Genomic DNA, 12719 nt, shown 5'->3' on the forward strand with positions numbered 1-12719 from the left:
CTGCGGGGCGCCTCAGCGCCGGTGGATCACCGCGAGCAGCTCACCGACCGTGCAGTGGGATTCCACCGCGTGGCGCAATGGAGCAGCGTGGATCACCGCGTAGCGGTTGCGCCGACCTTCCCGCTGGCGTTGCAGCACGCCGGCCTCCTCCAGTTCGGCGACGATGCGCAGCACCGCCCGCTCGGTGACGCCGACGCGAGAGGCCACGTCCCTCAGCAACATGGTCGGCTCGGCCGACAGGCAGAACAGCACGTGCGCGTGGTTGCTGAAGAAGGTCCAGCCGGACACTGGCTTGGCGGGAGCTTCGGCCGAAGCGGCCTGATCCGGCGATCCTTCGCGACCAGACGCCTGCATGATGGGAGAGGACACGTTGCCTTCGTTGGCTGACATAGTTCGCTGGTTTCCAAGCCCCTGTTGGAGGGATCTGTCGGTCCAAACGGCCGACCCGACGACCCGCACCGTTACCGTAGCCTGCCCGATCTTTCGCCGGCGTGTATTGCGTATCGTCAATCCCGGAGCAATCCGCCAGCGGACGCCCGGCCCGCATCCCGACGCCGTGCAGCGCGCCAGCGATACACCGGATGATGGGCCAGCGCGAGCATCTCGCGATCTTCCACGGTGTCGCCGTAGGCGTGCACCGAACCGTAGTCGTCCAGGCGGAATCGCTCAAGCACCCGCGTCGCCTTCGCCGCGCCGGCGCAGTCGCCGCCGCGGTATCTGCCGGTGAGCATCGAACCGTCGGTCTCCAGCTCGCTGCAGATCAGTTCCAGTCCGTGCGCGCGGCACCACGGCACGAGGTAGGCGTCCAGCGAGGCCGACACCACCACGACCCGATCGCCGCGCCGCCGATGCCATGCGATCCGCGCCATCGCCTCGGGACGCAGCACGCGCGGCAGGCGTTCCCGGGCGTACCGGGCTCCCAGGGCGCGGATGTCGGTCACCCTGCGGCCGGCCAGCACATAGGCAGTGGCCCGGCGGCGTAATGCGACGCCAGAGACCAGCCCGAACGTGTAGCCCAGCCATGGCCACAGCAATTGCCGCCGGGCGCGACGCTTCATCGTGGCGGTGCTGGCGTACTGCAGGAACGGCGTGTAGGTGTTGCCGGTGGTGATGGTGCCGTCGAAATCGAACAGTGCGAGATCCATGCGCGTCCGGTCGTCCGTGGAGAGCGGGGGGCAGCATACGCCAAGGCCGGGCGGCTTCGCGGGGACCGCCGCTTCGGCTATCATGCGCCGGTCATTGGGGAGTAGCCGCTCTTCGTTCGCGAAGAGGCCCGCGTCAACACACTTGGCCCACCGGCCATGGCGCAGGCAGCCGATCCGCCTGGCAAGACCTTTGACCACACGCCTCCGACTGCGGCCGGGGAGGCGTGTGGTCAATCGTCTTCGTCCGGCCCGGGAAATCATCCATGGAAGCCCTCCTCGTCTCTGCCGGCGTCGTCGCCCTGGCCGAAATCGGCGACAAGACCCAGCTGCTCGCCTTCATCCTCGCCGCACGCTTCAAGAAGCCGCTGCCGATCATCGCCGGCATCCTCTGCGCGACCCTCGTCAACCACGGCCTGGCCGGTGCGCTGGGCGCGTGGATCACCTCGGTGGTGAGCCCCGGCATCCTGCGCTGGGTGCTCGGCCTGTCGTTCATCGGCATGGCGATCTGGACGATGATCCCCGACAAGATCGAGGAAGAGGAAACCCAGGTCGCCAAGCGCGTGGGCGTGTTCACCGCCACCGTGGCGACCTTCTTCCTGGCCGAAATGGGCGACAAGACGCAGATCGCCACCGTGGCGATGGCCGCGCATTTCCAGCAGCCGCTGCTGGTGGTCGCCGGTACCACGATCGGCATGCTGGTGGCCGACGTGCCGGCGGTGTTCATCGGCGACCGGCTGGCGGCGAAGATCCCGATGAAGCTGGTGCACTCGATCGCCGCGGCGATCTTCGCGGCGCTGGGCCTGGCGACCCTGATCGGTGCAGGCGCGAAGCTGGGCTTCTAGGGTTTGTCGTCCATGCCCGTGTGGGCCGGTGAAGCGGATCACCCGGACGATCAGGAGCGTCCGGGGCACGGTGGCTCCAGCATCATCGCGCGCGTCCGCAGTCGGTGCCCTCCGGCCCGTCAACCGAGCCCGGTCGGCGCAGGCGGCACATGTCTGCACGAAGTGCCGGCCAGTCCTCGCTCTCCGCAAGTCCGTTTTTCACGAAGGAGACGATTGCGCTGCCTTCCCGTTCGGTCATCGCTTCGGCTGTCTCGCCACTTCTTCCATACCCCCACACCGTCCAAAGGGCGCCAAGGTCCTTGTCGATCCTGACGACCGCGGTATGGAATTGATCGTCGCGCCCGCCAAACACCATCGCCGCACAGACCATCACCGCCTGTCCCTCCTTTTGCGGCAAGGGTCGACGGGACTTCTGATCGTCGCGGCAATTGGCGACGCCGGGGAAGTCTTCGATCCGCAGGCGGCGCAGATCCACCAGCCGGAAGCGATCGGCAGGAAGGGCCTGTCGGGTGGCAGCCCATGGATCGTCGCACACCGACCTGGCCCATTCGCGGGTAAGCAGTGAGCACACCTTTCGCTGCCCCATGTCCGCGTCATTCCAGCCGTATGTCCGCACCACCACGGAGAGACCGTCGATGGCCAATGGCGCTCTGGGATCCCGCGATTTGCCCAGGAACTGCCTCAACGCACTCTCGGCCCTTTCATTGTCACGCCGCCGGTCCAGCGAGAACGACTGCTTTCGGTAGGCGTAATCCTCCAGCGCAATGAACGGTATCGCCAAGGTGTGCTGCGCGATCGACAGGTGGATGTCGGTGGAGAGCAACTCCACATCGACACCGGTGCTTGAGCGTCCGTCGTTTCCGCAGGAAGACAGGGCAACCAAGACACCGGGCAGCACAATGACCCGGAGTAGCGTGCGGATCGCGGTGCGGCTCGGAAGCCGGCTGTATCTGACCATTGCCATCGACTTGCCCCCCTGTGCATTCGGCACCTCCCCGATGGCACCCATCTTGGGAAGCGTCTTGGCAGCGGGATACGGCACTGATGGCGATCTAAAGGCGACACCTGAAGTTGGCGGGGCGGTAGCCCACTCCAGCCTCGACGCGACCGTCCCGCCCGATCGCGCATGGCTTCGCCGTTTACCAGCACGGACTGATCAGTCCTTGGTGGAAACCAGGCGATAGTTCGGAACGAATAAACTGGAGTTTCCCCACCCGAGGAGGACACACCAGTGATCAAGTTCTACTACCACCCGTCGCCCAACCCGGCCAAGGTCGCGCTGTTCCTGGAAGAGGCGGGCCTGCCGTACGAACTGGTGCCGGTGGATACCCGCCAGGGCGACCAGCACGCCGCCGACTTCATCGCGCTCAATCCGAACGCCAAGGTGCCGGTGCTGGTCGACGGCGAGGCCACGGTGTTCGACTCCAACGCGATCCTGCTCTACCTGGCGGAGAAGACCGGCCGCTTCCTGCCGCCGGACACGCCGGCCGATCGCGCGGCGATGCTGTCCTGGCTGATGTTCGTCGCCACCGGCATCGGTCCCTACTCCGGCCAGTGCGTGCACTTCCGCCACTACGCGCCGGAGCCGAAGGCGTACGCGCTGAACCGCTACGACTTCGAAGCGTGGCGGCACTGGAAGATTCTCGATGCGCACCTGGCCGACCGGCCCTGGATGCTGGGCGACGAGTACACCCTCGTGGACATGGCGGTGTGGGGCTGGGCCAGCCGCGTGCCCTACATCCTCGGCGAGCAGGCCTGGGAGCAGCTGCCGCACGTCAAGCGACTGTTCGACACCATCCAGGTCCGGCCGGCGGCACAGCGTGCCGATGCATTGAAGCAGCGGCACGCGTTCAAGCCGGTGGTCGACGACGAGGCGCGCAAGGTGCTGTTTCCGCAGAACGCCCGCCTGGACGGCTGAGCGGCGACGCGCGTCAGTCGCCTTGCCGGGCCACCTTGAGCCGGCGGGCGCTGTCGCGCACGTCCACGTCGAAGCGGACCTGCAGCGACTGCGCCGGAGTGACCGCCAGCAGCTCGAACAGCAGGCCATCGCGGGTCGGCAGTCGCCCGGCCAGCTCGCGCACCGGCGCCTCGGGCAAGGCGAGCGACCAGTGCGAGGCATCGCCTTCGAGCACGGCTTCGGAACCGGACGACAACCGCACCACGGCAACCAGGCTGAAACGACCGGCCGCATGACTCTCGGCGGTCACTGCATCGCCGGCGAGCAGGGTCTGCAACTCGTCCTCGTCGATGCGCACGCGCCACTGCTGGCCTTCGAACTGCAGCTTCATGCGTCGTCTCCCGAGGAACGCATCGCCAGCCCGGTGCCGGGATCGAGCGAGGCGACCGGCACCACCCGCCCGGCCGCGCAGTCGCCGGCCTCCTCGTCCAGCACCACCCAGCCATCGGCCGCGGCGAACGGGGCGATGCGGAACGGTTGCTGCTGCGGCATCACCCGCGCGTGCAGGCAGCCTGCCGCATCCAGATGGAAAGCCGCGCGCAGGAAATGGCGCAGCCCCGCTTTCGGTTGCTGCGGGGTGTCGAGCACCGCGCGCAGTTCCGGCTCTGCGCCCTGCCCCAGCATGGCGCGCAGCACCGGGGTGACGAAGAAGCGCAGCCCGGCGGCGACCGCCATCGGCGTGCCCGGCAGCGCCATCACCAGCGGACCGGCCGGCAGGCTGGCCGCCAGCAAGGGCTTGCCGGGGCGCATCGCGACCTTGTGGAACAGTGCGGTCGCGCCCAGCCGGCGCAGCGCCTCGGGCACGAAGTCGTAGCGTCCCATCGACACCGCGCCGGTACTGACCACCAGGTCGGCGCCGGCGGCCTGCGCCCGCCGCACGGCATCGGCATAGGTGACGGCCGTGTCGTCGACGACCTCGCAGGCGATCACCTCGGCACCGGCCATGGCCAACGCCGCCGCCAGGTACGGACCGTTGGAGCTGTAGATCTGCCCGCCGCTGAGCGACTGCGCGGGATCGGTGATCAGTTCCTTGCCGGTGCCGATCACCGCCACCCGCGGACGCCGCACCACGGGGACTTCGGCGATACCGAGCGACGCCAGCAACATGATCTGCGCCGGCCCCAGCGGCGTGCCCGGTGCCAGCACGGACTCGCCCGCCTGAACATCCACCCCGGCGCGCCGCACGTTCTGCCCTTCGCTCAACGCGTCGAGCAGGCGGATGCGTCGCGGGCTGCCATCGGCTGCGGTTTCCAGCAGCTCGGTGCGCTCCACCGCGACGACCGCATCGAGGCCATCGGGCAGGCGCGCGCCGGTCATGATTTCCCAGGCGCCGCCGCCGGCATCGCGCGGCGCGTCGCCGGCGGCCTGCGAACCGATTACGCGGTGCTCACTGCCCGGCTCCAGCGGTTCCAGCGCGGCGAGCGCATAGCCGTCCATCGCGGCATGGTCGAATCCCGGCAAGACGATCGGGCTGCGCACCTCGGCGGCCAGCACGCGGCCGCTGCACGCGGCCGTGCGGCACGACTCGACCGGCAGCTGCGACACTGCCGCCAGCAGGTGCTCGATGGCTTCGCGATAACGAATCACAGCGGTTGTCCCGCCATCACTCTCACGACACCGCCGGATCGGCCAGCGCGGCCACGCCGCCGGCCAGCGACCACGCATCCACGCCCTGCTCGCGCAGCAGGCGGGTGGCGTGTGCGCTGCGCCGTCCGCTGGCGCACACCAGCAACACCGGACGCTCCAGGTGCCGCAGCGTGTCGGCGGAGATCGCGCCCGAAGGCATCCGCAGCGAAGTCACGTGCAGCGGCGCCGCGTCGATCTCGTCCGGCTCGCGCACGTCGACGATGGCGTAGCCGGACTGCACGGCCGCATCGAGCCGGTCGAAATGCCGCTCCAGCTCGCCTTCGGTATGCGCGCGTTCCAGTGCCCGCCGCGCCACCGCGACACAGCCGCCGTGCAGGGCACAGCCCCGGCTGGCGTCGATCGGCAGCCGCTGGCTGGTGCCGTCGAGCAGGTTGACCAGTTGCAGCGCATGGTCGGCCGGTTGCGGCAGGCCGAGCAGCAGCTTCAGTGCCTCCATTGCCTGCATGGTGCCGAGCACGCCCGGCACCGGGCCAAGCACGCCGGACTCGACGCAGCTGCCGGCCAGCGCCGGCGCGGGCGGATCCGGCCACAGGCAGCGCAGGCAGGGTTCGCCGGGTTCGGCGGTCACCACCTGCAGCTGGCCCTCGTACTGGTAGACGCTGGCCAGCACCAGCGGCGTCGAGGTGAGGACTGCCGCGTCGTTGGCGAGGTAGCGGCTGGCCAGGTCGTCGGTGCACTCGACCACCAGGTCGTAGCCGGTGAACACGTCCGCGATGTCGCCGGCATGCAGCGGCTGTTCGTAGGTGACGACCTCGACCGACGGATTGAGCCGGGCCACGCGACGGGCGGCCAGGTCGACCTTGCGCTGGCCGATGTCGCGGGCGTCGTACATCACCTGCCGGTGCAGGTTGCTGGCGTCGAGCACGTCGCCGTCGACGATGCCCAGCGTGCCGACGCCGGCGCCGGCCAGGTAGCTGATCACCGGCACGCCGAGTCCGCCGGCGCCGATCACCAGCACGCGGGCGTCGGCCAGCTTGCGCTGACCGCCCTCGCCCACCTCGCGCAGGCGGACCTGGCGCGAATAGTCGGGAGTGAAGCTCTTTTGCTCGTCACCCCAGCGAACGCTGGGGTCCAGCGACTCCCGAGTCACGGCATGCAGGCACTGGGCCCCAACGCTTGCCCCCTTTTCGGGGCTTGCTCCCTTTTCGGGGTGCGCTGGGACGACGGTATGAGGGTGATGGTGGTGACCGTGCGCGTGCGGCGGCTCCAGCTCGTGCGCCCGCTCGGTGTGCGAACAGGCCACCCAGGCGTGGTCGCCCTCCAGGTAATGCTCCTTCTTCCAGATCGGCAGGCGGTGCTTGATCTCGTCGATGATGTAGCGGCAGGCGCGGAACGCCTCGTCGCGATGCGGCGCGGAGACGCCGATCCACACCGCGAGATCGCCGATCGCCAGGTTGCCCACACGATGCACGGCGCTGGCCGCCAGCACGCCATAGCGCTCGGTGGCCTCGGCCAGGATGCGCTCGCCCTCGGCGATCGCCAGCTCGGTGTAGGCCTCGTACTCCAGTCCGCTGACTTCGCGCCCTTCGTTGTTGTTGCGCACCCAGCCTTCGAACGCGCAGAAGCCGCCGCTGCCCGGGTGCTTCAGCGCCTCGCGCTGGGCGGCCAGGTCGACCGGCGCGGCGGTGAGCTCGAAACGGTTCATCCGCCGGCCACCGGCGGAATGAAGACCACCGTGTCGCCTTCGGCGAGCAGGCGGTTCCAATCGGAGAACTGCGTGTTCACCGCCACCTTCAGCGCCGCGATCGGCAGCGAGAAACCGTGCCGCGCCTGCAGCTCGGCGTACAGGTCGCGCAGCGTGGACGCGGAGGTGCTGACCTGTTCGCTGCTGGCGCCGGCCTGCTCGCGCAGCTGCGCGTAGTACTGCAGGGTCACGCGGGTCACGACTGCCGCTCCAGTTGGTGTTGCATCCGGACGAATTCCTCGGGCGTGTTGACATTGTCCAGCGCAGCACCCGGCGCCGGCAGCAGCAGGATGTCGCCCTGGATGAGCGCCTTGCGCGGGCAGTAGCTGCCGCTGTCGTAGCGCTGCTTCAGCCGGGCGTGGCTGGCCGGCTCCCAGATCGCGCACAGCGGTTCGGGCAGCTCGTCGAAGCGGCTGGTGAAGGCGGTGGCTTCCTTGGCGGGATCGCGCCGGGCGATCAGCGTCCGCAGGGTGGCCTCGTCCAGCCGCGGCAGGTCGCAGGCGATCACCAGCCAGGCGGCCTCCGGATGGGCGTCCTGGGCGGAGAGGATGCCAGCGACCGGGCCGACTGCGTCGTAGGTATCGACCAGTTGCGGCAGGCCCGCGCGCAGCGGATCGTCACGCTGCGTCTCGCGCACCGAGACGAAGGCCCGGTCGGTCACAGCGATGAGGGCGCGCCAGGCGCGCAGCAGCTGCGGTTCGCCGGCGTAGGTGAGCTGCGCCTTGTCGCGCTGCATGCGCTGGCTGGCGCCGCCGGAGAGCAGCAGGCCGTAGACCGGGGCGGCGCTCATGCCGGTTCCCCGCGGTAGTCGAGGTCGCTCTTGCCGCCGGTCTTGCGCAGCAGGCGCAGCTCGCGGATGACGATGTCGTGCGACATCGCCTTGCACATGTCGTACAGGGTGAGCGCGGCGACGCTGGCGCCGGTGAGCGCCTCCATCTCCACCCCGGTGCGCCCTTCGCAGGACACCGTGCATACGATGCGTGCCACCTCGCCGTCCATCGCGATGTCGATATGGCAGGTGTCCAGCGCCAGCGGATGGCACAGCGGAATGAGCTGCGAGGTGGCCTTGGCACCCATCACGCCGGCCAGGTTGGCCACGGTGAGCACGGCGCCCTTGGGCGTGATGTAGCCGGCGCCGTGCAGCTGCGCGGCGACCTCGGCCGGAAACACCACCTCGGCCTGGGCCTGGGCGGTGCGCCGGGTCACCGCCTTGCCGCCCACGTCGACCATCTGCGGTCGCTGGGCATCGTCGAGGTGGGAGAGCTTGCTGGTGGTCATGGGGTTCCGTCGGGCGGCTCAGCCGCCGATGTAATGCATTTCGATCTTCGGGCGCGAACGCTGGCGGCGTTCCTCGCGCTCCTCGCTGTAGCGGTCCGCGCGCTGCAGCCACACCTGGCGCAGGCGTTCGCGCAGCGCCTCGTCGCTGCTGCCGTCGCGCAGCGGCGCGCGCAGGTCGGTGCCCTGCACCGCGAACAGGCAGGTGTAGAGCGTGCCTTCCGACGACAGCCGGGCGCGCGAGCAGCCGCCGCAGAACGGCTGGCTGACCGAGGAAATGGTGCCGATCTCGCCCTGCCCGTCGCGGAAGCGGAAGCGCGTGGCGACCTCGCCCGGATACTTCGCCGGCAGTGCGTCCAGCGGCCAGCGCGCATCGATGGCGGCGATCAGCTCGGCCGAGGGCACCACCGCCTCGCGGTTCCAGTCGTTGCGGTTGCCCACGTCCATGTATTCGATCAGCCGCGGCACGATGCCGGTGCCGCGGAAGCGTCCGATGAGGTCGAGCACGCTGTGTTCGTTGACGCCCCGCTGGACCACGGTGTTGAGCTTGACGCCCTGCGGGAAGCCGGCGGCCTGCGCCGCCTCGATGCCGGCCAGCACCTCGTCCAGTGCGCCGCGGCCGCCGCTCATGCGGTGGAACAGCGCCGGGTCGAGCGTGTCCAGGCTCACCGTGACGCGGTCCAGCCCGGCCGCGCGCAGGTCGCGCGCGTGGCGCGCCAGCAGCACGCCGTTGGTGGTCATCGCCAGGTCGGTGATGCCGGGGATGCGTCGCAGCCGCGCCACCAGATCGGCCAGCTTCGGGCGGAGCAGCGGCTCGCCGCCGGTCAGACGCAGCTTGCTCACGCCCAGATCGGCGGCCAGCCGGGCGATGCGTTGGATCTCGTCGAAGCTCAGCCGCTCGTCGTTGCCGAGGAAGCGGTAGTGCTCGCCATAGGTCGATTCCGGCATGCAGTACGGGCAGCGGAAGTTGCAGCGGTCCATCACCGAGATGCGCAGGTCGTGCAGCGGCCGGCCACGGGTGTCCCGCGGCGGCGCCTCGGCAGCGATCTCGGTGTGGGCGTGCGGATCGGTCATGTCACCAGCGGTACAGGGGGGCTACGGTGCCGGCCGCGGCCGGGTTGCCGGAGGGGGGGAGCTCGACCACGCCATCGGTGCGCGGCAATCCGGAGAAGTCCCCGGAGGTCGGCGCCGGCACCGGTACGGCCAGCGTGCGACCGGCCTCGTCATGGTGCACACGCACAGGTATGAAGCAGGTGAGCGTCGGACTCGTGTTCGCCGACGCAGCCAGCACCACCGGCTCGCCGCCAACGCCCGGCAGGCCCACCGCCTGCTCCAGCGCGGGCAGCAGGTAGCGCACGGCGCAGACCAGTGCCGACACCGGGTTGCCGGGCAGCGCGAACACGATCTGCCGCTGCGGCCCGATGCCGAACCACATCGGCTTGCCCGGCCGCTGGGCGATGCGGTGCAACACCTGGGTCACCCCCAGCTCGCGCAACGCCGCGGGCACGAAGTCGCGCTGGCCGACCGACACCCCGCCGGACAGCACCAGCACCTGGCGGCTGGCCAGCAGGCTGGCCAGCGTCTGCGTGGTGGCAGCCAGGTCGTCGGGCACGCGGGTCAGCAACACGTCGTCAAAGCCGCGACCATGCAGCGCCGCGGCCAAAGCGCGGTCGTTGGAACGGCGGATCTGCCCCTCGGCCAGCGGCTGCTGGTCGACCTCGCCCAGCTCGTCGCCGGTGGCGACGATGGCCACCGCCGGCATCCGCGCCACCTCGACCCGATCCAGGCCGTTGGCCGCGAGTACCGCCAGCTCGGGCGCCCGCAGCCGCATGCCGGGGGCGAGCAACTCGTCGCCCTGCCGGCAATCCGAGCCCCGAGGATGAATGAACTGGCGCGGCTGCGGCTGCCAGCCGGCGACCAGTTCCACCCGGTCGCCGTCGCGCCGGCATTGCTCGACCGGCACCACGCAGTCGCAGCCGGCCGGCAACACCGCTCCGGTGGTCACCTCGATGCAGCCGGACGGGTCGTCCAGCGACTGCCCGTGCATCCCGGCCAGCTGGCGTCCCCGCACGGTGAATGTCCGGCGACTGCCATCGCCCAGGGCGATCGCGATGCCGTCCATCATCACGCGGTCGAACGGCGGCTGGTCGCACTCGGCGCGCACGGCCTGCCGCAACACCCGGCCGGCCGCCCGGTCGATGGGCACCTGTTCGGTGCCGAAGGACGGCAGGCTCGAGCGGATACGCTGCTCGGCTTCGTGGACGGGGATCAGCTCGCTCATGAATGGGACAACCTTGCTCTGGCGCGACGGCGGCGGCCACCGCGTCGATCGGCACGATCATGGAACCGGGGGTGGTCTTTGACAACCGCGCCCAAGGTCGAAAACAGCGGCACGCGACGGCCATCGGCGAGCCTTCGCCCGGTGCGGCCGAGAGGTTACGTCGACTGGCCGGCGATGGATGCGACGCCGATGCCCGGACCGCTTCGGCTCGCTATGATGCGCCGATGGTCACCCCGCCGCCCACCTCGACCGACGAGACGCCCGGTTGCGTATCCCGCCGGATCGAACGCTGGCGTCGGGGCGCGATTGACGTGGTCGACGACTGGGTCGCCGAGGAGCATCCGGTGGCGATGGCCTGCAACGGCGTCGCCTTCGCAGTGATGATGGCCACGCCGTGCGACCTGGAGGATTTCGCGCTGGGCTTTGCGCTCAGCGAAGGGCTCATCGCCGAGCCGGCGCAGTTGCTCGAGACCGAGATCCGCCCGTTGCTGGAAGGTACTCAACTGGCGATGACCCTGCGTGAGGATGCCCACGGCGCCCACCTCGATCCGGCGGACGACCGGCTGCTCCCGGGGCGCAGCGGCTGCGGCATCTGCGGCACCCGCCAGCTCGAGAACGCGGTACGCCAGCCGGCGCCGGTGCGCAGCGATCTGCGGATCACCCACGCCGCGCTCGAACGGGCGCTCGATGCGCTGCGCCGGCGCCAGCCGATGACCGCACTCACCGGCGCGGTCCATGCCGCCGGCTGGGCCAGCGCGGATGGCGAGCTGGTGCTGGTGCGGGAGGACGTCGGCCGGCACAACGCCCTGGACAAGCTGGTCGGCGCCCTGCATCGCTCCGGCCGCGATCCCGCCGCAGGCTTCGCCGTGGTCACCAGCCGCGCCAGCTACGAGATGGCGAGCAAGACCGCCAGTGCCGGCATCGGCCTGCTGGCCGCGATCTCCGCCCCGACGGCGCTGGCGATCGAACTGGCGCGCAGCGCGGGCCTGACCCTGGTCGGCTTCGCCCGTCCGGGCAGCCACAACATCTACACCCATCCGGAGCGCCTGCAGGCATGAATGCCGCGATCCAGCCTGGCCTCGACACCCGCCTGCGCGACTTCGTCGAGGCGCACCCGCGACTGTTCGTGCTGACCGGCGCCGGGATCAGCACCGACTCGGGCATCCCCGACTACCGCGACCGCGACGGCCAATGGAAACGCACGCCGCCAGTCACCTACCAGGCCTTCATGCACGAGACGACTACGCGGCAGCGGTACTGGGCACGCAGCCTGGTCGGCTGGCGGCGTTTCGGACGCGCCGAGCCGAATGCGACCCACCGCGCCCTGGTCGCGCTGGAGCGGCGCGGACAGGTGGAGCTGCTGGTGACGCAGAACGTGGACCGCCTGCACCAGCGCGCCGGCAGCGAGCGCGTGGTCGACCTGCATGGCCGGCTGGACCAGGTGCGTTGCATGGCCTGCGACTGGCGGCAGGATCGGCACGTCTTCCAGCAGGTACTGGTGGTGCGCAATCCGGACTTCGCTTCACTCGATGCCGCCGATGCCCCCGATGGCGACGCCGACCTGGAAGGCCACGACTTCGGCCGCTTCGACGTACCACCCTGTCCTGGCTGCGGCGGCATTGTGAAACCGGACGTGGTGTTCTTCGGCGAGAACGTGCCACGCGACCGCGTGGCCAGCGCCGTCGAGGCCTGCCAGGCGGCCGACGCCGTGCTGGTGGTCGGCTCCTCGCTGATGGTGTTTTCCGGCTACCGCTTCGTGGCGGCGGCGGCGAAGGCCGGCAAGCCGATCGCCACCGTGAACCTGGGCGTGACCCGGGCCGATCCGCTGGTCACGCTGAAGATCGATGCCCCCTGCGTCGAGGCGCTGTCGTTCCTTCGCTGAGTCCCT

The 12719-nt window shown here is 70.0% G+C and carries 15 protein-coding genes, 1 pseudogene and 1 riboswitch; of the genes and pseudogenes, 4 read left to right on the top strand and 12 right to left on the bottom strand.

The window, feature by feature from the left end; all coding sequences use genetic code 11:
- Positions 1-12: 12 nt before the first annotated feature.
- A complete protein-coding gene (locus tag NC595_RS14785) occupies positions 13-369 on the bottom strand; it encodes a helix-turn-helix transcriptional regulator (protein WP_253567717.1) in 357 nt (118 codons plus the stop codon).
- 137 nt (positions 370-506) lie between these two features.
- Entirely contained in the window at positions 507-1145 is a 639-nt protein-coding gene (locus NC595_RS14790) for an HAD-IB family hydrolase (protein WP_253567719.1), read from the bottom strand.
- Positions 1146-1222: 77 nt separating this feature from the next.
- Positions 1223-1398, top strand: a riboswitch (yybP-ykoY riboswitch).
- 10 nt (positions 1399-1408) lie between these two features.
- Here NC595_RS14790 and NC595_RS14795 point away from each other — a divergent pair.
- Positions 1409-1987, top strand: coding sequence for a TMEM165/GDT1 family protein (locus tag NC595_RS14795; RefSeq protein WP_253567720.1), 579 nt, complete (start codon positions 1409-1411; stop codon positions 1985-1987).
- A gap of 82 nt (positions 1988-2069) precedes the next feature.
- Here NC595_RS14795 and NC595_RS14800 read toward each other — a convergent pair whose 3' ends face one another.
- Positions 2070-2996: a hypothetical protein gene (locus tag NC595_RS14800; protein WP_253567722.1), complete on the bottom strand. Its 927-nt coding sequence runs from the start codon at positions 2994-2996 to the stop codon at positions 2070-2072.
- A 222-nt stretch (positions 2997-3218) separates the two neighbouring features.
- On the opposite strand from NC595_RS14800, the gene NC595_RS20500 reads away from it, so the two are divergent.
- Entirely contained in the window at positions 3219-3905 is a 687-nt protein-coding gene (locus NC595_RS20500; RefSeq protein WP_253567724.1) for a glutathione S-transferase family protein, read from the top strand.
- A 13-nt stretch (positions 3906-3918) separates the two neighbouring features.
- Here NC595_RS20500 and NC595_RS14810 read toward each other — a convergent pair whose 3' ends face one another.
- From NC595_RS14810 to NC595_RS14845, 9 genes and pseudogenes are all read right to left on the bottom strand, one after another.
- Positions 3919-4275, bottom strand: coding sequence for a hypothetical protein (locus NC595_RS14810; RefSeq protein WP_253567725.1), 357 nt, complete (start codon positions 4273-4275; stop codon positions 3919-3921).
- On the bottom strand, positions 4272-5531 hold the full coding sequence (locus NC595_RS14815; RefSeq protein ID WP_253567726.1) for a molybdopterin molybdotransferase MoeA: 1260 nt from the start codon (positions 5529-5531) through the stop codon (positions 4272-4274). Before NC595_RS14815 ends, NC595_RS14810 begins: the two co-directional genes overlap by 4 nt.
- Before the next feature lie 22 nt (positions 5532-5553).
- On the bottom strand, positions 5554-6834 hold the full coding sequence (locus NC595_RS14820) for a ThiF family adenylyltransferase (RefSeq protein ID WP_484489127.1): 1281 nt from the start codon (positions 6832-6834) through the stop codon (positions 5554-5556).
- Positions 6832-7236, bottom strand: a pseudogene (locus NC595_RS20605) (molybdenum cofactor biosynthesis protein MoaE); the annotation flags it as partial. The pseudogene NC595_RS20605 and the gene NC595_RS14820, both read right to left, overlap by 3 nt.
- Positions 7233-7475, bottom strand: a complete 243-nt coding sequence (locus NC595_RS14825; RefSeq protein WP_253567729.1) for a MoaD/ThiS family protein — start codon at positions 7473-7475, stop codon at positions 7233-7235. The gene NC595_RS14825 and the pseudogene NC595_RS20605, both read right to left, overlap by 4 nt.
- Entirely contained in the window at positions 7472-8065 is a 594-nt protein-coding gene (locus NC595_RS14830) for an NTP transferase domain-containing protein (protein ID WP_253567731.1), read from the bottom strand. Before NC595_RS14830 ends, NC595_RS14825 begins: the two co-directional genes overlap by 4 nt.
- Positions 8062-8553, bottom strand: coding sequence for a cyclic pyranopterin monophosphate synthase MoaC (gene moaC, locus NC595_RS14835; protein ID WP_253567733.1), 492 nt, complete (start codon positions 8551-8553; stop codon positions 8062-8064). The genes NC595_RS14830 and moaC overlap by 4 nt, the downstream gene beginning before the upstream one ends.
- A gap of 18 nt (positions 8554-8571) precedes the next feature.
- Positions 8572-9624 (bottom strand): GTP 3',8-cyclase MoaA, encoded by a 1053-nt coding sequence (gene moaA, locus NC595_RS14840; RefSeq protein WP_253567735.1) that lies wholly within the window; start codon positions 9622-9624, stop codon positions 8572-8574.
- Between the two features lies 1 nt (position 9625).
- Entirely contained in the window at positions 9626-10831 is a 1206-nt protein-coding gene (locus tag NC595_RS14845) for a molybdopterin molybdotransferase MoeA (RefSeq protein ID WP_253567736.1), read from the bottom strand.
- Between the two features lie 224 nt (positions 10832-11055).
- Here NC595_RS14845 and fdhD point away from each other — a divergent pair, with 224 nt between their 5' ends.
- Together fdhD and NC595_RS14855 are read left to right on the top strand one after the other, a co-directional pair.
- Entirely contained in the window at positions 11056-11889 is an 834-nt protein-coding gene (gene fdhD / locus NC595_RS14850) for a formate dehydrogenase accessory sulfurtransferase FdhD (RefSeq protein WP_253567738.1), read from the top strand.
- Positions 11886-12713 (top strand): NAD-dependent protein deacetylase, encoded by an 828-nt coding sequence (locus tag NC595_RS14855; protein ID WP_253567740.1) that lies wholly within the window; start codon positions 11886-11888, stop codon positions 12711-12713. Before fdhD ends, NC595_RS14855 begins: the two co-directional genes overlap by 4 nt.
- The last annotated feature ends 6 nt before the right edge of the window (positions 12714-12719 follow it).

The sequence above is a fragment of the Dyella lutea genome (assembly GCF_024158035.1).
Taxonomy (GTDB): domain Bacteria; phylum Pseudomonadota; class Gammaproteobacteria; order Xanthomonadales; family Rhodanobacteraceae; genus Dyella_A; species Dyella_A lutea.

Excerpts from the sequence above, each read along its gene's own strand:
- NC595_RS14790 (WP_253567719.1), bottom strand. The coding sequence starts at position 1,145 with ATGGATCTCGCACTGTTCGATTTCGACGGCACCATCACCACCGGCAAC.
- moaA (WP_253567735.1), bottom strand. The coding sequence starts at position 9,624 with ATGACCGATCCGCACGCCCACACCGAGATCGCTGCCGAGGCGCCGCCG.
- NC595_RS14810 (WP_253567725.1), bottom strand. The coding sequence starts at position 4,275 with ATGAAGCTGCAGTTCGAAGGCCAGCAGTGGCGCGTGCGCATCGACGAG.
- fdhD (WP_253567738.1), top strand. The coding sequence starts at position 11,056 with ATGGTCACCCCGCCGCCCACCTCGACCGACGAGACGCCCGGTTGCGTA.
- NC595_RS14845 (WP_253567736.1), bottom strand. The coding sequence starts at position 10,831 with ATGAGCGAGCTGATCCCCGTCCACGAAGCCGAGCAGCGTATCCGCTCG.
- NC595_RS14795 (WP_253567720.1), top strand. The coding sequence starts at position 1,409 with ATGGAAGCCCTCCTCGTCTCTGCCGGCGTCGTCGCCCTGGCCGAAATC.
- moaC (WP_253567733.1), bottom strand. The coding sequence starts at position 8,553 with ATGACCACCAGCAAGCTCTCCCACCTCGACGATGCCCAGCGACCGCAG.
- NC595_RS14800 (WP_253567722.1), bottom strand. The coding sequence starts at position 2,996 with ATGGGTGCCATCGGGGAGGTGCCGAATGCACAGGGGGGCAAGTCGATG.
- NC595_RS14855 (WP_253567740.1), top strand. The coding sequence starts at position 11,886 with ATGAATGCCGCGATCCAGCCTGGCCTCGACACCCGCCTGCGCGACTTC.
- NC595_RS14830 (WP_253567731.1), bottom strand. The coding sequence starts at position 8,065 with ATGAGCGCCGCCCCGGTCTACGGCCTGCTGCTCTCCGGCGGCGCCAGC.